This window comes from Pedomonas sp. (genome assembly GCF_036515995.1).
Classification (GTDB): domain Bacteria; phylum Pseudomonadota; class Alphaproteobacteria; order Sphingomonadales; family Sphingomonadaceae; genus Pedomonas.
In genome coordinates, this window is record NZ_DATBUP010000256.1 from 25,022 (window position 1) to 47,921 (window position 22,900).

Here is a 22,900-nt window from a genome sequence, read left to right on the forward strand (position 1 = left end):
GCGCCACCCTCAAACCAGCCGTTCGGCGGGTTCAGGATGACCAAGAAACCGCGTCGGACTTGCGGTTAAGCCATAAGCGCCCGCCAGAAAAACGCAAATGACATCACTGGGTTCCACAACGGGAACCTGAATTTTCTCTGCCAGGCGATCGAGCGGTGTGCAAAGGCATCCCACAACCGAGGCAGATTCCTCGGGTGGAGAATCATAGCGCGTAGCAACTACCACCGGGTAATTCCTCCGTATGACCTGTCCGAAGTTGCCGCTGGCCGCCAGCTGGTGATGCAGCCCGCCGTCCGTGATGAGGAACACTTCGCCATGGGACACCTTCCGGTCGATCACTTCCGTCAGATAAACACCGGCCTCGCCAACGATATAGCGGCCGAGCTCGATGGTGATTTCCGACCCGCTGATTTCCACTTCCAGCCGGTCGAGCCGTGCAGAAAGAGCGGTGCCCACCGCATTTAAATCGAGAGGCTTATCCGCCGGGGCATAAGGGATGCCGAACCCGCCGCCGATGTTGACGAAGCGCGGCGGCCGGGGCGCATGACGGGTCAGCTCCGCCGCCAGGGCCAGCGCCTTGTCCTGCGCGTCGATCAGCGCCTCGGCGGAGAGGTTCTGCGAGCCTGTGAAAATGTGGAAGCCTTCGAACTCAAGACCAAGTTCACCCAGCTCCGCCAGCATGACGGGCACGCGCTCCGCATCGACGCCGAAGGGCTTGGCTCCGCCGCCCATGCGCATGCCGGAGCCCTTCAGTTCGAACTCCGGGTTCACCCGCACGGCCACAAGGGCGGGCTGCTTCATCTCGCGGGCCAGGCGGGCGGCGCGGCGCATCTCTCCCTCGGATTCCAGATTGATGACCACGCCCGCCGCAATGGCACGGGCCAGTTCCCCATCGCGCTTGCCCGGCCCGGCAAAGCTGATGTGCCGGGGCTCCATGCCGCTGGCCAGCGCCACCTCGAGCTCGCCGCCGGAGGCGATGTCCAGCCCGTCCACCAGCGGAGCGATGAAGTTCACCACATCCGGCATGGGATTGGCCTTGATGGCGTAATGCAGATGCACCCGCTCTGGCAGGACCGCCCGCAGTTCAGCGATGCGCGCAGCGATGAGCGCGCTGTCATAAAGAAACAGCGGCGTGCGCCCGGCTTCGTGTATCCAATGCGTGACAGGGCGGCCGCCCACCGTCATCACACCGCTTGCCGTGACGCCGAAGCCCTGAGGCCAGTAACGCTGTTCTCCATGGGCAGGCGCGGTCATGCAGGTGTTTCCTCCACAGGATTGGTCATCATCTCGGTCAGGGCAGCGCTCAGGGCAGCACGATCCAGCTTGCCGTTGGCGTTGCGCGGCAGGCTGTCCCGCCAGAGAATTCGCCCCGGCACCATATAGGCGGGCATCTCGCGGCGGCAGTACTCCAGCACCGCCTGCGTCGGCTCCGGCTCATCGCCTGCGGGGGCCGCGATCACGGCAATGGCCTGCCCCAGGGTTTCATCCGGCACGCCGACCGCCACCGCCTCGGCAACGAGGCCACTGGCATAGAGCGCCTCTTCGATCTCGGTGGGGCTGACGCGGTAGCCGGAGGTCTTGATCATCTCGTCATTGCGGCCGACGAAGGTGAGAAAGCCTTCCTCGTCCCGCACCACCATGTCGCCGGACCACACCGCCATCTCGCCCGGTTGCGCCGTCTTCGCGCAGGCCGGCGCGGGCTTAAACCGCTGGGCAGTGCGCTCCGGATCGCCCCAGTAGCCCAGCGCCACGAAGGGGCCGACATGCACCAGCTCGCCCGGCTCACCGGGAGCGGTTTCCTGTCCGTCCGGCCGTACCGCCAGCACTTCGGCAAAAGGCACGGCCTTGCCGATGGAGTCGGGCCGCCGGTCGACCTCCAAGGGGTCCAGGTGGGTGGAGCGAAAGGCCTCGGTCAGGCCGTACATCAGGTACGGCGTGGCGTTCGGCAGCAGGGCGCGCAGCTTCTCCAGCAGGGTGCGCGGCATCCGTCCGCCGGAGTTGGTGAAGAAGCGCAAGGAGAGACGCGCCTCTTCCGGCCACTTGGCGGCGGCCAGCTGCATCCACAGCGGCGGCACGCCCGCAAGGCCGGTGATGCGGTGCTTCGCCACCTCCTTGGCCACATCCCCGGCGAACAGATAGTCCAGCAGCACCACGCTCGCGCCCGCCCGCAGCGAGGAGGTGATCTGGTTCAGGCCATAGTCGAAGCTGAGCGGCAGCACCGCCAGCACCCGGTCTTCCTCGGTAAGGTTCAGATACTGCGCAACGCTTGCAGCACCCGTCACGAGGCTGCGATGGGGCAGCACCACGCCCTTGGGACTGCCGGTGGAGCCGGACGTATAGAGAATGGCCGCAACGTCTTCCGCCGTGCGCGGGCGCGGCGTTACCACGGTACCCACATCTGCAGAGTTGATGAGAGCCGCCCAGCCGACAAGGCGCTCGTCCGCAGCATCAGCCGGACCTGCGCCGGTCAGCACCACGCGGCGCACCGTCTCCGGCACTGCGTCTGCTTCCGTCAGCGCACGCCAGCGCTCGGGCGAGGTGACGAGGATATCAACGGTGCAGTTGGAGAGAATGTAGCGGACCTGCCTGCCCTTCAGCACAGGATTGACCGGCACGAACACGCCGCCCGCGCGGCTTGCACCGAACATGGCGGCGACCGCCTCCACATCCTTGCCGAGATAGATGGCAACCCGCGCGCCCGTCTCCAGTCCGAGCGACAGGAACCCGCGGGCGGCCTTGCTCGCCAGCGCGTCGAAGGCGGCATAGCTCAGCGCCTGCCGCCGATCAGCAAGCGCGGGGCGCTCCGCCCAGCGGGCCGCCCCCTGCGACAGCAGGCCATCCACGGTTTCAGAAAGCGGGTTTCCAGACAGCAAGGTCATACGGCCCTCAGCGGCGACGTCAGTCGGATGACCGGCGTGTTGCCGCCGACCCGGTGCCACCGCGGACGCGGTAGGAGCGATGATCCGGTCAATTGCCACTTCCCCATGCTGAATGCCCATGCCGTACCCAATCGCCAGCCCTGTAGCCGGGCATGGGCCGAAAGCGAAGCGGCGTTATAGTCGGTTATCCTGCTGAACGACCAGCCTAATCCCCGTGCGTCCAGCCATTCCCCGGCGCCAGCCCAGAGGGCGGCAAAGGCCCGGGTGGCGCGATGCTCCGGCGGCACATACAGCCCCAGATCCCACGCACCCTGCCCTTGCGTGTCATAGAGTAGGTCGATCTCGTCTTCCCGGAAGGGCCGCTCTGTCAGCCAGAAAGCCCCCACCAGATCACCCTTGCGGTTGAAGGCCGCCAGGGCCGAGCAGCCCATCCCCAGCCGGTACTCCACCACATCGGGCGGTGTGCCGAGGTCGAGTTGACGGCATTCCGCCTCGCTCAGTGTGCGCACCGTGTAGCCGCGCGGCATGGCAGGCAAGGCGGCACGCGGAACGGCCGTGAAGATGTAGCGGTGAAAAGCGAGGCCCGGAATGAAGCCGCAGACTCGGGTGGTGCGCCACGACAGGGTGGCGCAACGCTCCAGCTGACCGCTCAGCCGCACGCTTTCGGTTGACGGTTTTTGAGCGGCAGGCGGTGCAAGGCGCGTCACGATACCTCCATCTCCGGCGAAACGCCCCTATTGAAGGATTTTTGCTGCGCTAAGGATGTTGTGCGTTCAAGCATCGTGCGAGTATAACCGCGCGGTTTCGTGGCGAAAGAATCCGAGGGCGATGATGCCTATGTCTCAGCTTATCGCAAAGTCCGATGCTGCCGTCGAGGCGCGCCTGCGCGAATTGCTCGCCAGCGTGCTGGGCCTTGGCGCGCGCGCCGAGGACCTGACGCCGGAGACCCCGCTGCTCGGCGCCCTGCCGGAGCTGGACTCCATGGCCATCGCAACGCTTCTGACGGCGCTGGAAGAGCGGTTCGACATCATGATCGACGATGAAGACGTGAGCGCGGACATCTTCGAGACGTTCGGCAGCCTCTCGGCCTTCCTCACCGAGAAGGTGGCGGCTTGAGCCGCCCCGGGTGGCCCGAGTACCAGCGTATCCCCGGCCCGGCAGGAGACATTCCTGCCATCTGGCGCGATTCCGCACCGAATGTTCCGGCGCAGCCCTTTGCTGTGCTGTTCGTGCCTCCCTTTGCCGAGGAAATGAACCGCACCCGGCGGCTCATGGCCCTTGCGGGCCAGCAGCTGGCGGCGCGCGGCATCGCCTCCCTGCTGCCTGACCTTCCCGGCACGGGCGACAGCCCCCTGCCGTTCCGCGAGGCGACATGGACCGGCTGGCTTGATGCCGTGCGCGCCTGCGCCGGATATCTGGCGGAACGGGGCCTCAGCGTTCGGCTGGTCGGCATCCGTCTCGGCGGCCTGCTGGCGGCCGATGCTTTGGCTCAAGGGCTGCCGGCCGAGTCCCTGCTTCTGCTCGATCCGGTGGAAGATGGGCGCATGCACATGCGCCACTGGCTGCGCATCAGGTCTGCCGCTTCGCTGGAAATCGGCCCGCGCATCACCCTCAGCTACCTCCAGACGCAACTCGACAGCGGCCAAACCGTAGAAGTTGCCGGATATGAGATGGGTCCGCAGCTGGTGAACCACATCAATACCCTCAAGCTTGCTCCCTTGCTGGAGTCGGCCGCGAACGTACCGGTGCAGCGGCTGGAGTTGACCGCCCCCGGCGCGGAAACCTTGCCTGTCGTCGACGGGCGGCGCACCCTTGCGGCCGAGGCCCCGTGGAACTCCTACGAGCCCGCCGAGCCCGTGGAGCTGGCCGCTGCGCTGATCGACATGGTGGAGACCCGGCCATGAGCCAGACCGCCCTGAGCCAGACCGCCACGATGCCGAACAACAAGCCTCTGATCTTCCCGTGCGAGGGCGACGCGCTGGTGGGCGTGCTGCACCCTTCTTCAGGGATTGTTGCTGCCAGAACCGGGGTCCTCATCGTCAGCGGCGGCGTACAGGTGCGCTCCGGTCCGCACCGCAGCCATGTGGAGCTCGCGCAAGCGCTGGCCGCCGACGGCCTGCCGACCCTGCGCTTCGACCGGCGGGGCGTTGGCGACAGCAGCGGCACGGATGTCGGCTTCGAGATGTCAGGCCCGGACATTCAGGCTGCAATCGACGCGCTCGTTGAGGAGACCGGCGTTGAGGGCTGCATCGGCTATGGTCTGTGCGACGGAGCTTCTGCGCTGGCGCTGCTGGCCCCGCACGAGCCGCGCCTGACCGGTCTGATCCTGATGAATCCGTGGACCATCGACCAGGAAGATCAGGAAAACAGCCTCGTCATGCACCATTACCGCCGGCGGATGCGCGATCCGCGGCAGCTCGGGCGGCTCCTGCGCGGGGAAATCGAACTGGGCCGGGCGATCCGGTCTCTAGGCCGCGTTGCGCTCGATCGCCTGCGCGCCCGGCCGCGTCCGGCAATCCTGCCGCTTTCCCATCGCATGGCCGCCAGCCTCAGCGGCTTCACCGGGCCGATCCATTTCATTCTCTCGACCCATGACCGCACGGCCGCCACGTTTCAGGCGGCGACGCACTGGCCGGCCTGGAAAGCCATTCTCGAGCGGCCGAACGTGACGATTCAGGAGATCGGCGGGGCGGATCACACCTGCAGCCCCCAAACCGCCAAGGCCGCCTTCCTTGCGGAATGCCGGAGTGCTGCGCGCCGCATGGCGGCCCTGGAGCGCGAGCTTGCCTGAAGTCAAGCACGAGCCGGCCTGAGGCGAAGCGGGCAATCCGTGGGGCCAAGGGCTCGACGTCGAGCGATGGGCGACTATTTCTCAGGAGTATTCTCGGGCGCATCCGGTTTGTCTTCCCGGATGGCCCAGACGAAAAGGGCATACATGGCAATGCAAGTGAGCGCGATGGCAATGGTGGTCATGCTTTCCTTCCCCTCCCGCTCTGCCCCGGCGGGGCTAAGCCATTGGATCGCAAATACGCTGTTGCAGCCAAGATAATGTTAGAATACCTGCGGAACAAGGGGCATGCAAACTCTGGCATGCTGGAAGTGATCGAGACAAACGGGCGCGGACCCGGCCGGGCCGGTGCGCCGGGATGGCTCCACGGGGAGAGAGCCGTTGGGTAGTCTATTCGTCGCCATCCTGGTGATGGCCACCGTTCCGCTGATCTTCAAACGCGCCTTTGTCGGTGTTCTGGCATGGTCGTGGCTGTCGTTCATGTACCCGCACCGGCTGGTGTACGGCTTTGCCACGCGCTTCCCGTTTCTGGACGTGGTGGCGGGCGCAACCATCCTCTCGGCCCTGTTCAGCCGGGACAAGAAGCGCTTCCCGGCTCACCCGGTGCTGGCGCCCTTCATCATGTATGCGCTGTGGGTGTGCCTGACGACGGTGTTCGCACAGAACCATGAGCTGGCAACGGAGAAGTTCAGCACCGTCATGAAGGCCATGCTCCTTGGCCTCATGGTGCCCATTCTCATCACCACCCGTCACCGCATGATGATGCTGATCCTGGCCATCGGCGGCTCCTTCGGCTTCTACGCCATGAAGGGCGGCGCGTTCACGCTGGCCACCGGCGGCCAGTTCAACGTCATGGGGCCGATCGGCACCTTCATTCAGGACCGCAATGACCTCGCGCTGGCGCTGGTCATGTCCATTCCTATCTTCCGCTTCATTCACCTCCACGCGCCGCACAAGCTGCTCCGGCTCGGCGGGTTGGGCGGCATGCTGGGCGCCTCCGTATCGGTCATCGGCTCGCAGTCACGCGGCGGCTTCATCGCCATCGCCATCGTCGGCCTGTGGCTCATCCTTACCTCCCGGCACCGGGCCGGGCTGCTGGCTGCCGCGATCGTCATGTCGGCCTTTACCGTCAGCTTCATGCCCGACACTTGGTGGGACCGCATGAACACGGTGCAGACCTACGAGGAAGACAACTCCGCCATGGGTCGCCTGCAGATGTGGCGCTACGGCATCGAGCTGGCGGACAACTATCCGCTCGGCATCGGCTTTCGCGCCTACCGGATGCGGGACGTGTCGGCAGGCCTGCTGCCGGAGAACATCACGCTGCGCGCCTCTCACTCCATCTACTTCGAGGTGCTGGGCGAGCACGGTTATGTGGGGCTGTTCCTCTTCCTGTTCCTGTATGCCGCGGCCTTCTTCAGCTTCGGGCACACGCGAAAACTGGCGCGACAAAACGGGCTCGACTGGGCGGGCGACCTATCGAGCATGATGCAGGCCAGTATCGTCGCCTATGCAACGGGCGGTGCCTTCCTTGAGGTGGCCAGCTTCGACCTGTCGTTCCAGATCGTCGGCATCGCCATGGCGCTGAGCATGATCGTGCAGGAAATCCTGAAGGAGCAGGCAGCCGCCTCTGCGCCACCTCCCAAAGCCTTTGGCCTGAACCGGCCGCGGCCTGCCGGGGTGCCGGTCGGCCAGCCGGTCCTGCCGAACCGGGGGCCGGCGGAGTGATCCGGCCCAACCAGCCTGAGCAGTCTAACCGTTTGTCAATCAACAGGTCTCATGCTTTACGCTGCCGCAGCGCAGCCGTTTGAGTTGTCCGCTTCCCTGCCAAGAGGTTTTCATGCCTGCCATCGTTCATCTGATTGCCGCCGCCCGCCCGAACTTCATGAAGGTTGCGCCGCTCTATCACGCGCTGGCAGCCAGCGGCGACTTCACGCCGAAGGTCATCCACACCGGGCAGCACTATGACTTCAACATGTCCGACGCCTTCTTCGTCGACCTCGGCCTGCCCGAGCCCGATTACCACCTGAACGTGGGCGGCGGCAGCCACGCCGAGCAGGTGGGCAACGTCATGATCGCCTACGAGAAGGTGGCGCTCGCCGAGCGCCCCGACTGGCTCGTGGTGGTAGGCGACGTGAACTCCACCGTTGCCTGCGCCATGACCGGCGCGAAGCTGTGGATTCCGGTGGTGCATCTGGAAGCAGGCCTGCGCAGCGGTGACCGCCGCATGCCGGAGGAGATCAACCGCCTCGCCACCGACGTGCTCTCGGACGTGCTGTGGACCCCGTCGCCCGATGGCGATGAGAACCTTGCCCGCGAAGGCATTCCGGCTGACCGCATCACCCGCGTCGGCAACATCATGCTCGACAGCTACGAGCTGCTGCGCGAGCGCATCGAGGCGGAGAACGCCCCGGCCCAGCATGGCCTGACGCCGAAGAACTACGGCATCGTTACCCTGCATCGCCCCTCCAACGTGGACCGGATGGAAACGCTGGAGCCGCTGGTCGCCCAGCTGGAGAAGGTGGCAAAGCAATTGCCGCTGATCTTCCCGGTTCACCCGCGCACGCGCAACAAGCTGAACGAGTTCGGCCTGTTCGGCCGACTGGAAGCGGCGGGCGTCAAGCTGGTGGATCCGGTGAGCTACCGCCCGTTCATGAGCCTGGTCAGCAACGCCCGCCTGTGCATCACCGATTCCGGCGGCGTGCAGGAGGAGACCACCTACCTGGACATTCCGTGCCTGACGCTGCGCGAGAACACCGAGCGCCCGGTCACCGTGACGGAGGGCACCAATCGTCTGGTGAAGCCGGAAGACCTGCTGACGGCGGTGGAAACCGTGCTGGATGGCAAGTGGCCCTCCGGTCGCCGCCCGGACCTGTGGGACGGCAAGGCCGCCCAGCGCTGCCTTGAAGACTTGCGCCGCCGCTCGGCGCTGCGGCAGGCAGCCGAGTAGGACACGCGCCTGACAACGCAAAAGAGGCCCATGTGCTGACGCGCATGGGCCCCTTCGTTTTTGGTCTGGCAGGCAGGATCGCTTACAGATCGCTCCGGGCAGACCACCAGGCGCGGTAGGCACTGGCGGAATCGAGCAGGTAAGCCAGCTTGCTGTGGCCGCAGCGGGTGAACAGCAGAGCCGCCAGCTCCACCTCCGGGCGGATGAACGGCGGGCGTGACGCGCCGGAATCCTTCACGGATTTATAGCGGGCAAGCGCGCTGCGGCGCTGCTGCTCGTGGTAATCCGCACTCAGCGGCTGCCACTGGATATCGGCATCCGGCAGCGGCAGGGGCGAAGCGATGTGCCCGGCATAGGCCTGCCATGGCACGGCGCGCACAACCTGCGGGAAGCGGTCCATCCACTTGTCATAGAGCTTGTGCCCGACGCACTCATCCAGCGGGAAGCGCTGGAAGGCGGCGGCCAGCTTGGGATCGAACAGCGGCATCAGATACTCGATGCGGCACAGGTCGTTGTTCTCATATAGGCCGGTGACCTGATAGCGCTCCTGCGTCGTCAGCATGAACCATTGCACGGCGCGGCCCGGGTCACGCCCCGCAAAGCTGCTGAGAATGCCCGCGATGCGATCCTCGAAGTAGCGGTTGAAGCGCTCCCGCTCCTCCCGCTTGAGCAGGGTGGAGCGCAGGCGCATGAACTTGCGCTCGACGTGGATGCGGGCGGCCTCGTGGTACTGCCGGTTGCGCAGCGCCTCCACCAGCTTGGGCGTGGTGTTCACATACCCCAGACAGACGCTGCCGCCGTCTCCCGCCCACACGAGACCGGGTCGGGTATCGGGAACGTCCCGGAAGCCTGCGTCCTGCTTGTACACCTTCTCGGTGTAATGGCTGATGTCATGCGGCATCGGCCTTGGCACTTCCGACATGGCATGGCGGGTGCCAAGGGCCTCAGCATACTGCTCGGCCAGAACCGCATCGAGCGAGCGCGGCCAGGTCAGGGTCAGGGTCCGCACGTCCATTTCCCGGCGGCACAGCTCGGTCACGATCATGCGGGAATCAAGCCCGCCGGACAGGAGCGCCAGCGCGCCCCGGTCTCCACGGGCGCGCAGATCAACCGCTTCCTGGAACAACTGGTAAAGCTCGTCCACCGCCTCTGGCGTGACCGGCTTGTCGTCCGGCACCTGATCCCACGCCCAGTCAATGACCGTGTGCGTGCCGGAGGAATCGGCCACCACGCGCTCGCCGCCGCGCAGCATGAAGATGCCGGCGTAGGGCGTGCGATTCTCGAAGCAGTAGTGGATGGTCACCCATTCATGCAGCGCACCGTTGTCCACGCGCTTGGGCACGAACGGCAGGGCATCGAAGATGCGCAGCGCCGTGGCAAAGACGAGACATCCGCCAACCTGCGCCCAGTAGAGCGTGCGCACGCCAAGCCGGTCGTTGGAGAGACACAGGCGGTGCGCGTTCAGATCATAGAGCGCGGCGGCATAGGTGCCGCGCGCTTCTAGGAACGGCGCGGCGTCGCCCTTGATGTGCGCTTTCAGCAGCGTTTCCAGATCCTGCTGGCGCGGCGCGGCGGGCGGTCCGGAAACCAGCGGCTCGCCAGCGGCAACAGCGGCATTGCCCTCATCCAGAAAGGCCGGTTCGCCAAAAGCGCCGATATCGATCTTGGCCAGCAGCAAGCCGGGCCTGTCGATCACCTGAGGCATGTCTTCCGGATGCCGCGACAGGGCTGAGATAAGTGCCCCGCGCCAGCTCTCGTCGATGGGCTGGCGGTCGTGACGGAACACACCGGCGAAGATCGTCATGAAGTGTTCACCCCGTTAACGGCTGAAGTGAGCGTTACGGTGTCAAAGAACGCTTTCGGAAAGGAAACGATCCAACAAATCGAACTGACCGCCCCGGGTAAAGCGGTTCTTGTGGGGGCTACGCACGTCCGGCAACCGCGGGTTGGTTTCCTTCGCGGCAATCCACGTCCGCAACTGCTCCGCCAGCACGTCCGGGTCGTTCGAGACGACGCCGAAGCCGCCCTCGCGCACGATATCGGCCGCCTCGCCGGTTTCCGAACCGATGGAGAGAATCGGCCGCTCGGCCCCGATGTACTCGAACAGCTTGCCGGGAATGATGCCATCGTCCGCCGGGTTGTTCCAGCGGCACATCAGGAGCACGTCGGTGCGGCGCTCAAGCTCCAGAACCTGCTGTCGGGCGATGGGCGGGGAGATGGTGACCTGCGCCTCCACCCCATGCTGGCGGGCGAGGCTTTGCAGGGAATCCGCTTGCTCGCCATAGAACAGCAGGCTCACCTTGTCCCTCAAGGCCCCGAGCTTCGCCGTGGCGGCGAACAGGGCCGAGGGATCGCGCTTGCCGATGTAGATCGACCCGGCGTGCATGATGGTCAGCTTGTGCGGATCAAGCGCGGGCACGTCCTCGAGGCCGACAAAGTCAGCCGGATCGAAGCCGTTCATCGAGAGCGTGGTGGGCTTGCCGTAGGTATCGATGAGCGTCTGACGGGTGGTGACGGTCAGCGCCACCAGCGCCTTTGCCTGGCCGAGCGTCTGCCGCTCCAGCCGACGCTCGATGACGGCGCGCATCCAGCTTTCCAGCCCGTAGGGGTTGCCCGCCCACTCGTCGCGCAGCTCCGCCACCCACGGTGCATCCAAAGCCTTGCCCAGCCGTGCCGCGATCATGTGCCCCGAATGGGGCGGGCCGCTGGAATAGATCAGATCCGGTCGCCAGCTGCGCGTCCATTCCAGCCCGGCGCGTGTGGCCGTCTCCACCCAGAACAGGTGCTTGTCGGGAATGAACATCAGATCCCAGTACAGGTCCGCCAGCTTCTGCCGAAACGGCAGGCGGCTGAGGCGCGGCCCGTCCTGCGCCTTGCCGCCAGCCGGCTTGCCGGCATCTCCCGCCACGCCCGCAGCCGGGGCCTTTGCCGGAGCGGGCTCTTGCACGGGCGGCACGCGGCCGAACAGGTGGTAGGCCGCCACGTCCCGCAGCGCCTTCACTTCGGGGAAAGGCACGAAGCGCACCGCATCTTCGGGCAGGCTGTGGCTCAGCACCTGCGGCTTGCCCGGATTGTGAGCGGCCAGCACGCGCACCTCATAGCCCTTCTCCATCCAGTACCGGGCGAGAGTCGGCGCGCGGGTGGAAGCCGTCGGGGCAAAGGGCGGGAAAAAGCCGGTGACAAGCAGAATACGGCGTCGGCCCGCTTCCGGCGCAAGTGCCGGGGGCGTAAAGGTGGTTTCAAGGAGTGTGTCGTTTTCCACCTGAGTGCCGCACCTGTTAAATTAATCCGGCGATCGGCTTCCTTATCAACCCGCCCTTGGGATGATCAAGACCGCAGCCAAGCTAAACCTGTAAAAAGCCAAGAAGTTCATGAAAAATGCTGCATGCCGACCTGAACGCACAAGTAGGATGAGCTATCTTTCTGTGCGATGAACCATAGGCTACAACGGGCCGAACGCCCCTGTCAGAGGTTGCTGCTCCCTATTATGCGCATTTTGCACGTCTTCGATCACTCGCTTCCCCTGCACAGCGGCTACACGTTCCGCAGCCGCTCCATCCTGCGTGAGCAGAACCGCCGCGGCTGGCAGACGTTTCATCTGACCACACCCCGTCATGTAAGGCCAGGACCCGATCCGGAAACCGCTGACGGCCTGATCTTTCACCGCACCCCGCCGATCAGCCCGGCGCTGAGCAAGCTGCCGGTGCTGCGCGAGATTGCGGAAGTGAACGCCACCACGCGCAGGCTGGCCGCGCTGGTGGAGCAGGTGAAGCCCGACATTCTCCATGCCCACTCCCCGGTGCTGAACGCCATTCCGGTGCAGCGCGTGGCCAGGAAATTCGGCCTGCCCTGGGTTTACGAGATTCGCGCCTTCTGGGAAGACGCAGCCGCCTCCCACGGCACGACGCAGGAAGGCAGCGCCCGCTACAAGGCAACCCGCTGGCTGGAAACCCGCGCAGCGCAGCAGGCGGACGCCGTTGGCGCGATCTGCCACGGCCTGCTGGGCGACCTGCGGGAGCGGGGCATCGACCCGGCCAAGCTGTTCCACGTTCCCAATGCGGTGGATGCGGAGCAGTTCACGCCGGGCCGTCCGCGCGACGAGGCCCTGGCCGCGCAGCTGGGCCTTCAGGGAGCGAGCATCATCGGTTTCATCGGCTCCTTCTACGACTACGAGGGGCTGGATGTGCTGCTGGCAGCCATGCCAGAAATGATCCGAGCGCGTTCCAACCTGCACCTGCTGCTGGTGGGCGGCGGCCCGATGGATGAAGCCCTGCGGGCGCAGGCGAAGGCGCTGGGCCTTGAGGGACATGTGCATTTCACCGGCCGGGTGCCGCATGCGGAGGTGGACCGCTACTACAGCCTCATCGACGTGCTGGTTTATCCGCGCAAGCGCATGCGCCTGACCGAACTGGTGACGCCGCTCAAGCCGCTGGAGGCCATGGCGGAGGGCAAGCTCGTCGCGGCTTCCGACGTCGGCGGGCACCATGAGCTGATCACCGACGGCCAGACCGGAACGCTGTTCCGCGCCGATGATCCGCAGGCGCTGGCCACCAGCGTGCTGGACCTGCTGGCGCACCCGGAACTTTGGGAGGAGCGCAGGCAGGTGGCACGGCGTTATGTCGCGCAAGAAAAGACCTGGTCGCGCACGGTGGAGAACTATGTGCCGGTGTATGAGCGGCTGGCGGCCAGACAGGCTCGCAGACTGGCCGCCTGAGCAGCAACGGAACGCAAGGCGGCCAGAGCCGCAGCGGCAAGAAGCAGGAAACAGGAACGGGGGCTGAGCCATGATCAACAAGACCAACTTCTGGATCGGTTTGGCAGCCGCCGTTCTGCTCGCCGCCGCGCTGCTCGGGGCCAGGGAGCATGTGGCCGCAGCGGCCGCCGAAGCGGGCCTGGGCACCACCTTCTTCGGGGCGCCGCTGGGCGATCCGCTGCTGATGGCCAGCATCGCCGTGGCTCTGGGCACGCTGGTGTGGATGATCATCGGCTGGGCCATGCCCCTCATCGGGCTGGAAACGCAGGTCGGCGCCGCTCTTGAAGACGGCGCGGATCCGGAAGAGTCCAGCTTCACCACCGTGAACGAAAAGCTGGGCGGCAGCCTGCTTCCCCAGTTTCCGGCGGAGCCGGGCACGCCGGTTGCGCCGACCGTGACCGGCCGGTCCCTGCTCAATCAGTTCGCCGACGCCTGGTTCTTCCGTCACCTGCCGGTGGCGGCGCTGGGCCTTGGCACGCTCATCGCGCTGATCAGCCTCATTCACGGCCAGACCGTATCCCCCGCCACCATAGACGGCGCGCTCTACGAGGCGCTGGATCTCGTCGCGCCGAGCAACACGGTGCTGGCACTCGGCTGCTTCGTCACGGCGGCAAGCGGCGCGTTCTTCTCCGCGCTGCTTTACTGGCTGACCTCCGGCGCGGTCGCCGCCCGGCTGGACCGCCTGATTGCCGCCATCCGCACCCGCCTGCTCGGCTCCAGCGCCTACCGGCTGGAGTATCGCATTGCCGAGGCCCTGGCACCGGTGGCGGACTCGCTTTCTGCTGCAGCCGAGAAGCTGGCGGACACCCAGTCACGCACCGCGCAGGCGGCCGTGGAAGATGCGTGCGCCCGCTTCCTGGAAGCGCTGGAGGGAGCAACCGGAACCCGCACCGCCGTGCTGGCAGAGAGCATGTCCGCTCTTGAGCGCAGCGCGAGCGGCCTGCTGGATGCCGTTGCCCAGACCGAGGCGCGGCTGAGCGCAGCGCACGAGGCCCACACCGCACAGGTGGCGGACGGCTACGCCTCCACCCTGCAGACCCTGCAACAGCAGCAGGCCGAGCAGGTAAACACGCTGCTGGGCGAGTTCCGTGTCATGGCGGGCGAGCTGCGCTCCATGACCGAGGCGGCGGTGAACAGCGTCACCGAACAGGTGAGCCAGACCCGCGACGCCACGCAGCAGGCCCTGAACATGCTGGTGCAGGAGGCGGGCGGCACTGCCGCCATCGGCCAGGCGGCAAACCAGATGGCTGCCGCCGCCAAGGCCAGCCGCGAGACGGTGGAGCGCTTCATCGCCCTTGCCGAGCGGATGCGCGACCTCAACCAGTCCATCGTTGCCGCACCGAGCGCACCGGTTGCCGACAGCTTTGCCGATGGCATGGCCACTCCGGCCGGCGCGGCACCGACGATCAAGCGGATTGACCCGCCGCTCACCAGCCCGGAGACCGCCAAGCGCCTGTCCTCCGCCATCCGCAACCTCAAGCAGGCCGTCGACGAGCCGATGCCGGAGCTTTGAGGCGGCCAACTGCCCCTACCCCAGCGGCGCGCCCTGGGGTGGGAATTCGGCGAGGACGGCGCGGGTGAGGGCCTGCACGGTTTCGGGATCTTCCGGGAAGCCGGCATCGATCCAGCGCTCGCGCACGAGGCCCATGGTGCGGGCGATGTCGGGGCCCTTCGGCACGCCCAGCTCCATCAGGTCATGCCCGGAGAGCGGCAGGCGCGGGGGGGCGTAGCTGCGGGCCAAGCCTGCCCAGTGGGCGGCAACGCCAAGCAGGCTGTCCGTGCCTTGCGCGGCGGCTTCCGCCTCGGCGGCGGGGGTGGTGGCCGCGCCGATCTCGCCCACCTGCTCGGCAAGCTTCAGGATCATCCGATCGATGAAGGTCTCCGAGCCCAGCCGGTAGATGGCGGCTTCGGCCTGCTGCTGGCTGGCCGGCATGTCGAACCGGCGCTCCGCCATGGCAAGGAGGCGCTTGCGCTCGGCGTTTGAGAGGCGCAGGCGGCGGCCGATGTCATCCAGCAGGTCCGCGTCCTCCGGCAGCAGCCGGGCGAGGCGGCGCAGGGCGCAGACGTCCCCCAGCGAGCGTTCCACCAGCACCAGCGCGCCCAGCTCCGCCACCCGTTCCGCCGTGATCTCGGGCATCACCGGGGCGAGCACGCCGTGGCGCACCATGAGCTCGACGGTGGGTGTGGGGTCGGTGACGGCAAGCAGGCGCAGCACTTCCTCGCGAATGCGCTCGCGAGAGAGGGCCATGAGGTCGTTGGCGCGGGCAACGCAGGCCTCGAAGCCTTCCGCATCGGGCGCGCCGCGGCCGAAGCGGGCGTGGAAGCGGAAGAAGCGCAGGATGCGCAGGTGATCCTCCGCAATGCGCTCCAGCGGCTTGCCGATGAAGCGGACGCGCCGCTCCTCAAGGTCGGCCAGCCCGCCGAAGTAGTCGAAGATCTCGCCGGTCAGGGGATTGGCGAACAGGGCGTTGATGGTGAAGTCCCGCCGGGCGGCGTCTTCCTTCCAGTCATCAGTGAAGGCGACGGTCGCGCGGCGGCCGTCCGTCGTCACGTCCCGGCGCAGGGTCGTCACCTCGAACGGCTGATGGTTGGCCACCGCCGTGATGGTGCCGTGCTCGATGCCGGTGGGAATGGCCTTGATGTTCGCCGCTTCCAGACGGCGCACGACCTCTTCCGGCAGGAAGCGGGTAGCCATGTCCACGTCCTGCACCGGCAGGCCGAGCAGCGTATCGCGCACCGCGCCGCCGACGATGCGGGTCTGGCCGCCCTCGGCATCAAGCGCGGCCAGCACCCTGCGGGCACCCTGACTGTCCAGCCAGGACTGATGCGGCAGACGGGTCATCTCGCTCACTCTTGATTGCGCTTCTCGAACCGGCCCTGAACGATCTTGCCGTTCTCCTCACGGGCCGGGATGTACTGATCACCGGGCGCGCCGGATTCCGTGAGGCTGGCCGCCAGCCCGAACCCGAGCAGTGTGGCGACGAGCAGGCCCGCCACCAGCGCGAACAGGCCGATCTGGCGCGGGCCGGACAGGCGGCCGCTGTAGCGCAACCATGCCCAGAACAGCAGGAAGGGCAGGAAAAACAGGCAAAGGCGAATGACCCAGATCACGATATCGCTCCTTGCGCGTTCTTCGTGGGCCCGGCGAGGCCAGGCTCGGATTTTGCATGGGGTAGCAGCACTTCAGCCAAATTTACAATGATTCCGGCTGTTGCGCCCCAAATGTAACGCGGCCCGTAGGGAATGGCATAGAAGAAACGGGGTACGCCCTGAAATACGCGCGATTCGCGAATCCGCCGCTCGGGGTCGATGAGGAAGGACAGCGGCACCTCGAAGGCGTCCGCCACTTCCATTTCCTGCAGGGTGAGCGAGAAGCCCGGCTGCACGATGCCCACCACCGGCGTGATGTTGTATCCGGTGCGGGTGCGATAGCAGTCCAGCGAGGTGATGATCTCCACCCGCTCGGGCTCCAGCCCCACTTCCTCCTGCGCCTCGCGCAGGGCCGCGGCGAAGGGCGTCTCGTCCGGCGTATCCAGACGGCCGCCGGGAAAGGCAATCTGCCCGGCATGCGCCCGCAGCGTCTCCACCCGCTGCGTGAGAAGCACGGTGGGGCCGTCCGGCCGGTTCACGATGGGAATGAGGACGGCCGCCAGCTTCAGTTCGGAATCCGCCAGCGGGAACGGCATGTCCGGGTTCAGCTCATGGTCGCCCCGGTGCGGCAGGGTGCAGTCCGCCGGCTGATGGCGAACCAGACGCTGACGCACCACCTCGATCGACACATCCGCAAGCAACGTCACACCTCTGCTCCCTTGGTCTCTCCCAGCGGGAAGAACACGCCATTGCTCCACAGGCCGAGCGTTTCGGCCTCGCCGCACTCATCCAGCGCCAGCGCCACCAGCTCGTAGAACACGGAGCGGCCGATCAGCGCTTCCAGCCCGCGCCGCACATGCAGATAGGGGCGCGGCTCGCCGGTTTTTCCGTCCACCTCGACCCGCAGGCGATTGTCAGGACCGGCGATCACGTAATCCTCGGTGTTCAGGCGGAAAGCGAGCGAGCGCCCCTCGCCTTCCCCCTCGCTGACCAGTTCAACCGCAACGAAGGGAGCATCCTCAACCGTGATGCCCAGCTTCTCGACCGGGGTGACGAGATAATATTTTTCGTCCTCGTCCCGCCGGAGAACGGTGGAGAACAGCTTCACCATGGCGGGCCTGCCGATGGGCGAGCCGTTGTACCACCAGCTGCCGTCGCGCCGGATCACCATGTCGATATCGCCGCAATGGTCCGGATTCCAGCGCTCTACGGGTGGCAGACGCTTGTCCGCCAGCGCGCGGGCAATATCTGCAAGGGACTGGCCCGGCTGGCTTGTCTGGTGGTCCGCCATGAAACGCCTCGCTCCGCTGGGTTATCGTTGGTGAGTTGCAACCGCCAAGTTTGGTCAGTGCCGGGGTTGTGGTCAGTGATCGTTCCCGCTCTTATATAAGAGCTTGTCCTCTTGTTGGAACCGCGTGGATGCTCAACCAGTTCGCCCAGCCCTCCTCTGCCCCCGACGCCCAAGCGGAGCGCCGGCTGGCGGACCTCTCCGCCCGCATACTGGCCGCACGCGAAGCGGTGGAGGGCACCATCATCGGCCAGCGGCAGGTGGTGGACCTGACACTGACGACGCTGCTCGCCGGAGGACACGCCCTGCTGGTGGGCGTGCCCGGCCTCGCCAAGACCCGGCTGGTGAAAACGCTGGGGCAGGTGCTTGGGCTCGACACGCGGCGCGTTCAGTTCACGCCTGACCTGATGCCGACCGATATTCTGGGGTCCGAAGTGCTGGAGACCGCCAGCGACGGCAGCCGCGCCTTTCGCTTCGTGAAGGGGCCGGTGTTCTGCCAGCTTCTGATGGCGGACGAGATCAACCGCGCCAGCCCGCGCACCCAGTCCGCGCTGCTGGAGGCGATGCAGGAAATGCAGGTGACGGTGGCGGGCCAGCGCCATGGCCTGCCCCAGCCCTACCATGTGCTGGCAACGCAGAACCCCATCGAGCAGGAGGGCACCTACCCGCTGCCCGAGGCGCAGCTCGACCGCTTCCTGTTCCAGATTTTGATCGACTATCCGGCGCTGGACGATGAGCGCGCCATCCTGCTGGCGACGACCGGCGGCATGGAAGCCGCCCCGCCGGTGCTGTTCTCTCCGCAAGAACTGATGGAGGCGCAGAGCCTCATCCGCCGCCTGCCCGCGCCGGAACAGGTGGTGGAGAGCATCCTGCGCGTGGTGCGCGCGACCCGGCCCGGCCCCGAGCGGCCGGACATCGCCTGGGGCGCAGGCCCGCGCGCGGCGCAGGCCCTGCTGGCAGGCGCACGGGCGCGGGCGTTCCTGATGGGCCGGGCGGTGCCACTGCTGGAAGACGTGGAGGCGCTGCTCTCTCCGGCGCTCGGCCACCGCATTGCGCTGACCTATGGCGGACGGGCGCGGGGGCTGACGGTCGATGACATCATCGGCGGCGCCGTCCCGCTTCTGGACGCCTGATCGCTCCTCATGGCGGCGGATCGGCATCGCCACACCCTCGATACGAATGCCCTCTGGGTGGATGCGGAGCGGGCGGCTGCGCTGCTGGGTCCGCTGTCGCTGCAGCGCCCGGAGATGGGCCGCCTCGGCTGGCGGCAGGGTCCGCACCCGCGCCGCCGGGCAGGTCAGGGCAGCGAGTTCTGGCAGTATCGGCCGCTGGAGGCGGGCGAGGCGGTGGACCGGGTGGACTGGCGGCGCTCCGGCCGCAGCGATTCGCTCTACGTGCGCACCCATGAGCGGGAGCTGCCCGCCCGCCTTGCACTGTGGGCCGATCCCGCCCCCAGCATGGACTATGCCAGCGCGCCGCGCGCGGCCGCCACGCGCCTGCCCGAGAAACGCCAGCGGGCGCTGGTGATTGCGGCGGCCCTTGCCCTTGCCGCCGAGGAGGGCGGGGAGGCCTGCGCCGCCCTCAGCCTCGCCCGGCCCGCCAAGGCGCGGCAGGTGCTGGAGCAACTGAGCGCCGAGGCTTCCGGCACCCTGCACAGCGCGCCCCTCGCCCCCGGCGACACGGTGGTGCTGCTCAGCGATTTTCTGGAGCCGGACCGGATCGGGGCCATCGCGCCGCTGGCCTCACAGGGCGCGGGCGGGGTGGTGGTGCATGTGGCCGACCCGGCCGAGGCGGACTTTCCGTTCGAGGGGCGCATGGAGCTGGTGGACGTGACGCCGCAGGCGGAGCCCCGGCTGATCGATGCCAGCGCGCAGACCCGCGCCCGGTATCTCGAAGCGTGGTCCCACCACGTGAACGCCATCGAGGGCGCGGCCCGCACCGCCGGCTGGCACTACCTGCTGCACCGCACGGACACGCCGGTTCAGGAGGCGGTCACGGCCATTGCCGCGCTGATCGGCGGGGTCGGAGTTGGGGGCGGTGCGCGCAGATGATTTCCCCAGCTTCTTTTTCCCTGGGTCCCTTCACGCTTGCGGCCCCGGCCGTGCTGGCAGGCCTTGCGGCCCTGCCGCTGCTGTGGTGGCTTATCCGCCGCCTACCGCCGCCGACGAAGCGCGTGGTGTTCCCGGCGGTGCGGCTGCTGGGGCCGGTGGTGGAACAGCCGCCGCCGCAGGCCCGCCCGCCGTGGTGGCTGGTGGTGCTGCGCCTTGGCGCGGTGACGGCTATTCTTCTGGGGCTGGCCGGGCCGCGCTGGGACCCGACGCCGGATACGCCCGCCCCCGAACGCCTCCTGGTGGTGATGGACAACGGCTGGCAGTCCGCCCCGGGCTGGCCGGAAATGGTGGCCGCCGCCCGCACGCGCATCGAGGCGCTGGAGGGGGATGAGGCCCGCGTCGCGCTGGCCGCCACTGCCGTCTCCGCCGCCAACCGGCCGATCCGGACGCCGGACTGGGTGACGCCAAAGACGGCGCTGGCCCTGCTGGAGCAGATGACCCCCGAGCCGTGGCCCGCCAACCGGGAGGCTGCCGCCCGTGCGCTTGCCCGCCTTGCGCCCGGCAGCGCGGACGAGGCGCTGTGGGTGACGGGCGGCTGGGGCGTGGAAGGCGCGAAACCCTTGGCGCAGGCGCTGGAGCGGGTGGCAGGGGCGCGGCTGCTGGTGGTGCCGGCCCGCATGTTCGCCATTCGCCAGTACGAGGGCACGGCAGATGGCTGGCGGGTGCAGATGGTGCGCCCCTCGGGCCTGCCGGAGGAAACCGTGCGGCTGCTGGCGATTGACACCGCAGGCAGGCCGCGCGCCGAAGCGCCGGTGAGCTTTCCGGCGGGCGAGACCACCGCCACGGTCAACCTGAAGGTGGCGGTGGGAGACCTTGCCCGCATCAGCCGCCTGACAGTGGACGAGTCCCGCTCTGCCGCCACGACGGCGCTGGTGGATGCGGCCAGCCTGCACCCGCGCGTGGCGGTGCTTTCGGGCGAGCGGCGGGGCGAGCCGCGCCCGTTGCAGTCCGCCGCCTACTATGTGCGCCGGGCGCTGGAGCCCTACGCCAGCGTGGAAGCGGTGGCGGCGGAGAACATGACCCGCACCGAGGCCAACCTGCGCGTGTTTCTCGACCTGCCGGTCACCACACAGGCGCAGGCGGATGCCATGCTGCGCTGGGTGCGGGAGGGCGGCATCGCCATCACCTTCGCCGGGCCGCGCATTGCGGAGAACGGCACCAGGCTCGCGCCGGGCCAGCTCCTGACCGGCACCCGCGCCGTCGGCACCCGCCTGTCATGGGACAAGCCGCAGAAGCTGGGTGGCTTTGCGCCCAATGGCCCACTGGCGGGCATGACGATCGACCCGGAAGTGACCATCACCCGGCAGGTGCTGGCCGCCGACCCCTCCGCCCCCGGCCTGATGCGCTGGGCATGGCTGGAGGACGGCACGCCGCTGGTCACCGCCCGCATCGTGGGCGCCGGCGCGCTGGTGATGGTGCACGCCAACGCCGATCCGCGCTGGACCAACCTGCCGCTCTCCGGCCTGTTCGAGCAGATGCTGCGCCGCTTCCTGCCGCTGTTGGGCCGGGCCAGCCAGCCGGGCGGCGCGCCGCAAGGCAGCTTTGCGCTGGAGACCGCGCTGGATGCGGACGGCGCGCTGGCAAACCCGCGCCAGCCCCGGCAGGTGGCGCCGGAAGTCTGGGACAACGCCGCCGCCAGCCCCCTCACCCCGCCGGGGCTCTATCGTGCCGGGACAGTCACCCGGGCGCTCAACCTGATGCAGGGCAATGGCCCGATCTCTCCGCTGTTCCGCTTCGAGCCGGTGGTGCCGGAAGCCGGGCTGCCCGTTGCCAGCGCGGACGGGGTGCGCGCACCGGTCAATCTGGCAACGCCGCTGCTGATCCTCGGCCTCGTGCTGGCGGCGATCGACGGCTTCCTCAGCCTTGCCCGCCTTTTGAACCTGCGCCTGCCCCGGCCGTCAGCCGCCCGGGCTGCGGCATCCGCTACCGCCGTTGCCCTTGCGCTGATGGCCCTGCCGCACCCGGCCGGGGCGCAGATCTTCCCGCCCGGCCTGCCGCTGGAGGACCGGCCGGGCTCGCCTCCGGCCGCAGCGGTGGAGCCGGTACTGCTGGGCCATGTGGCGACCGGTAATGCGCTGCTGGACAGCCGCGCCCGGGACGGGCTGGCCATGCTGACGCGGATTCTGGGCACTCGCACCGCCGTGCGGGCCGGGCCGCCGCAGCCCGTCAATCTGGAGCGGGACGAGCTCGGCACCTACGCCATGCTCTATTGGCCGCTGACCGGCGCGAAGCCGCTTTCCCCGGAGGCCGCAGCGCGGCTGGCCGCCTACCTTTCCACCGGCGGGCTGCTGGTGGTGGACCTTGGCAGCAACCCGCCGCCGCCCTCTGCCGTGCGCGCCGTGCTTCAGCCGCTCGGCCTGCCGCGCCTTGCCCCGCTCAACAGCGACCATGTGCTCTCCCGGAGCTTCTACCTGCTGGACCGCTACCCCGGCCGGGTGCAGGGGCAGGCCGTGTGGGTGGAAGCCGCAACCGAAGGCGGCACAGAAGGCGGGGGCGATGGCGCGGTGGCAAGCGTGGTGATGGGCAGCGCGGACTGGGCGGGAGCCTGGGCCAGCCCTGACGGGGTGGAGCCGCGCCAGCGGGAATGGGCGCTGCGCTTCGGCGTGAACCTGGTGATGTACGCGCTGACCGGCACCTACAAGGCCGATCAGGTGCATGTGAAGGCGATCCTCGATCGCCTGCCGGAGCGCAAGCGATGACGGCGTGGGCGCTCGATCCGCTGGTGCCCGGCTGGGCGCTGTGGCTGCTGGTCATCCTGCTGGCCCTGCCCGGCCTTGCCGCCCTGTGGCACAGGCGCTGGGCGGCGGGCCTCTCCCGGCTGGCGGTGGCGGCGGTTGCCTTCGCCATCCTCGCCCAGCCGATCAAGCGCATCGAGGAGCGGCGGCACGAGCCTGACGTGGCCGTTGCCATCGTCGACACCTCCGACAGCATGGCCATCGGCGACCGGCGGGCCGAAGCGCAGGCGGCCATCGAGGCGCTGCGCGCAGCATCAGGCCCGGACCTGCACTGGCGGGTGGTGGAGACCGCCGGACGGCCCGCGG

The 22,900-nt window shown here is 67.8% G+C and carries 20 protein-coding genes; 11 read left to right on the top strand and 9 right to left on the bottom strand.

Translation table 11 applies throughout. The features are described 5' to 3' along the window. Positions 1-9 precede the first annotated feature (9 nt). Genes VIG90_RS18065 through VIG90_RS18075 form a run of 3 tightly spaced genes read right to left on the bottom strand, consistent with a single transcriptional unit; the run spans position 10 to position 3,586 of the window. Positions 10-1,254 carry a pyridoxal-dependent decarboxylase, exosortase A system-associated gene (locus tag VIG90_RS18065; protein ID WP_331594913.1) on the bottom strand — a complete coding sequence of 415 codons (1,245 nt, stop codon included), beginning with the start codon at positions 1,252-1,254 and terminating at the stop codon, positions 10-12. Beyond that, entirely contained in the window at positions 1,251-2,879 is a 1,629-nt protein-coding gene (locus VIG90_RS18070; RefSeq protein ID WP_331594914.1) for an acyl-CoA ligase (AMP-forming), exosortase A system-associated, read from the bottom strand. Before VIG90_RS18070 ends, VIG90_RS18065 begins: the two co-directional genes overlap by 4 nt. Then, positions 2,876-3,586 carry a hypothetical protein gene (locus VIG90_RS18075; protein WP_331594915.1) on the bottom strand — a complete coding sequence of 237 codons (711 nt, stop codon included), beginning with the start codon at positions 3,584-3,586 and terminating at the stop codon, positions 2,876-2,878. Before VIG90_RS18075 ends, VIG90_RS18070 begins: the two co-directional genes overlap by 4 nt. A 130-nt stretch (positions 3,587-3,716) precedes the next feature. Here VIG90_RS18075 and VIG90_RS18080 point away from each other — a divergent pair, with 130 nt between their 5' ends. From VIG90_RS18080 to wecB, 5 genes are all read left to right on the top strand, one after another. Beyond that, positions 3,717-3,995 (top strand): acyl carrier protein, encoded by a 279-nt coding sequence (locus VIG90_RS18080; RefSeq protein ID WP_331594916.1) that lies wholly within the window; start codon positions 3,717-3,719, stop codon positions 3,993-3,995. Then, positions 3,992-4,783 carry a hypothetical protein gene (locus VIG90_RS18085; protein ID WP_331594917.1) on the top strand — a complete coding sequence of 264 codons (792 nt, stop codon included), beginning with the start codon at positions 3,992-3,994 and terminating at the stop codon, positions 4,781-4,783. The genes VIG90_RS18080 and VIG90_RS18085 overlap by 4 nt, the downstream gene beginning before the upstream one ends. Continuing rightward, complete coding sequence (locus VIG90_RS18090; protein WP_331594918.1) at positions 4,780-5,670, top strand: hydrolase 1, exosortase A system-associated; 891 nt, start codon at positions 4,780-4,782, stop codon at positions 5,668-5,670. Before VIG90_RS18085 ends, VIG90_RS18090 begins: the two co-directional genes overlap by 4 nt. 378 nt (positions 5,671-6,048) lie before the next feature. Beyond that, positions 6,049-7,395, top strand: a complete 1,347-nt coding sequence (locus VIG90_RS18095) for a putative O-glycosylation ligase, exosortase A system-associated (protein WP_331594919.1) — start codon at positions 6,049-6,051, stop codon at positions 7,393-7,395. Between the two features lie 112 nt (positions 7,396-7,507). Next, positions 7,508-8,617: a non-hydrolyzing UDP-N-acetylglucosamine 2-epimerase gene (wecB, locus tag VIG90_RS18100; protein WP_331594920.1), complete on the top strand. Its 1,110-nt coding sequence runs from the start codon at positions 7,508-7,510 to the stop codon at positions 8,615-8,617. Positions 8,618-8,699: 82 nt separating this feature from the next. Here the strand turns inward: wecB and VIG90_RS18105 are convergent, their stop codons facing one another. After that, positions 8,700-10,421: an asparagine synthase-related protein gene (locus VIG90_RS18105; RefSeq protein WP_331594921.1), complete on the bottom strand. Its 1,722-nt coding sequence runs from the start codon at positions 10,419-10,421 to the stop codon at positions 8,700-8,702. Between the two features lie 42 nt (positions 10,422-10,463). Next, positions 10,464-11,879: a glycosyltransferase gene (locus tag VIG90_RS18110; RefSeq protein WP_331594922.1), complete on the bottom strand. Its 1,416-nt coding sequence runs from the start codon at positions 11,877-11,879 to the stop codon at positions 10,464-10,466. A gap of 225 nt (positions 11,880-12,104) precedes the next feature. On the opposite strand from VIG90_RS18110, the gene VIG90_RS18115 reads away from it, so the two are divergent. Continuing rightward, positions 12,105-13,331, top strand: coding sequence for a TIGR04063 family PEP-CTERM/XrtA system glycosyltransferase (locus tag VIG90_RS18115; protein ID WP_414695523.1), 1,227 nt, complete (start codon positions 12,105-12,107; stop codon positions 13,329-13,331). A 70-nt stretch (positions 13,332-13,401) separates the two neighbouring features. Beyond that, positions 13,402-14,883, top strand: coding sequence for a hypothetical protein (locus tag VIG90_RS18120; protein WP_331594923.1), 1,482 nt, complete (start codon positions 13,402-13,404; stop codon positions 14,881-14,883). Positions 14,884-14,898: 15 nt separating this feature from the next. On the opposite strand, the gene VIG90_RS18125 is transcribed toward VIG90_RS18120, so the two are convergent. Genes VIG90_RS18125 through VIG90_RS18140 form a run of 4 tightly spaced genes read right to left on the bottom strand, consistent with a single transcriptional unit; the run spans position 14,899 to position 17,751 of the window. Further along, positions 14,899-16,212 (bottom strand): CCA tRNA nucleotidyltransferase, encoded by a 1,314-nt coding sequence (locus VIG90_RS18125; protein ID WP_331594924.1) that lies wholly within the window; start codon positions 16,210-16,212, stop codon positions 14,899-14,901. A 5-nt stretch (positions 16,213-16,217) separates the two neighbouring features. Next, positions 16,218-16,481, bottom strand: coding sequence for a hypothetical protein (locus VIG90_RS18130; RefSeq protein WP_331594925.1), 264 nt, complete (start codon positions 16,479-16,481; stop codon positions 16,218-16,220). Further along, entirely contained in the window at positions 16,478-17,167 is a 690-nt protein-coding gene (locus VIG90_RS18135) for a CoA pyrophosphatase (RefSeq protein ID WP_331594926.1), read from the bottom strand. The genes VIG90_RS18130 and VIG90_RS18135 overlap by 4 nt, the downstream gene beginning before the upstream one ends. Beyond that, positions 17,164-17,751 carry a DUF1285 domain-containing protein gene (locus tag VIG90_RS18140; protein WP_331594927.1) on the bottom strand — a complete coding sequence of 196 codons (588 nt, stop codon included), beginning with the start codon at positions 17,749-17,751 and terminating at the stop codon, positions 17,164-17,166. The genes VIG90_RS18135 and VIG90_RS18140 overlap by 4 nt, the downstream gene beginning before the upstream one ends. A gap of 128 nt (positions 17,752-17,879) precedes the next feature. Between VIG90_RS18140 and VIG90_RS18145 the strand changes: the two genes are divergently transcribed. The 4 genes from VIG90_RS18145 to VIG90_RS18160 all read left to right on the top strand — a co-directional run. Continuing rightward, entirely contained in the window at positions 17,880-18,881 is a 1,002-nt protein-coding gene (locus VIG90_RS18145; protein WP_331594928.1) for a MoxR family ATPase, read from the top strand. Between the two features lie 9 nt (positions 18,882-18,890). Then, the gene (locus VIG90_RS18150; RefSeq protein WP_331594929.1) at positions 18,891-19,799 is read left to right on the top strand and encodes a DUF58 domain-containing protein; all 909 of its coding nucleotides are present in this window, start codon (positions 18,891-18,893) and stop codon (positions 19,797-19,799) included. Further along, a complete protein-coding gene (locus tag VIG90_RS18155) occupies positions 19,796-22,558 on the top strand; it encodes a DUF4159 domain-containing protein (protein ID WP_331594930.1) in 2,763 nt (920 codons plus the stop codon). Before VIG90_RS18150 ends, VIG90_RS18155 begins: the two co-directional genes overlap by 4 nt. Then, on the top strand, positions 22,555-22,900 hold a 346-nt coding region (locus VIG90_RS18160), incomplete at its 3' end, for a hypothetical protein (protein WP_331594931.1). The genes VIG90_RS18155 and VIG90_RS18160, both read left to right, overlap by 4 nt.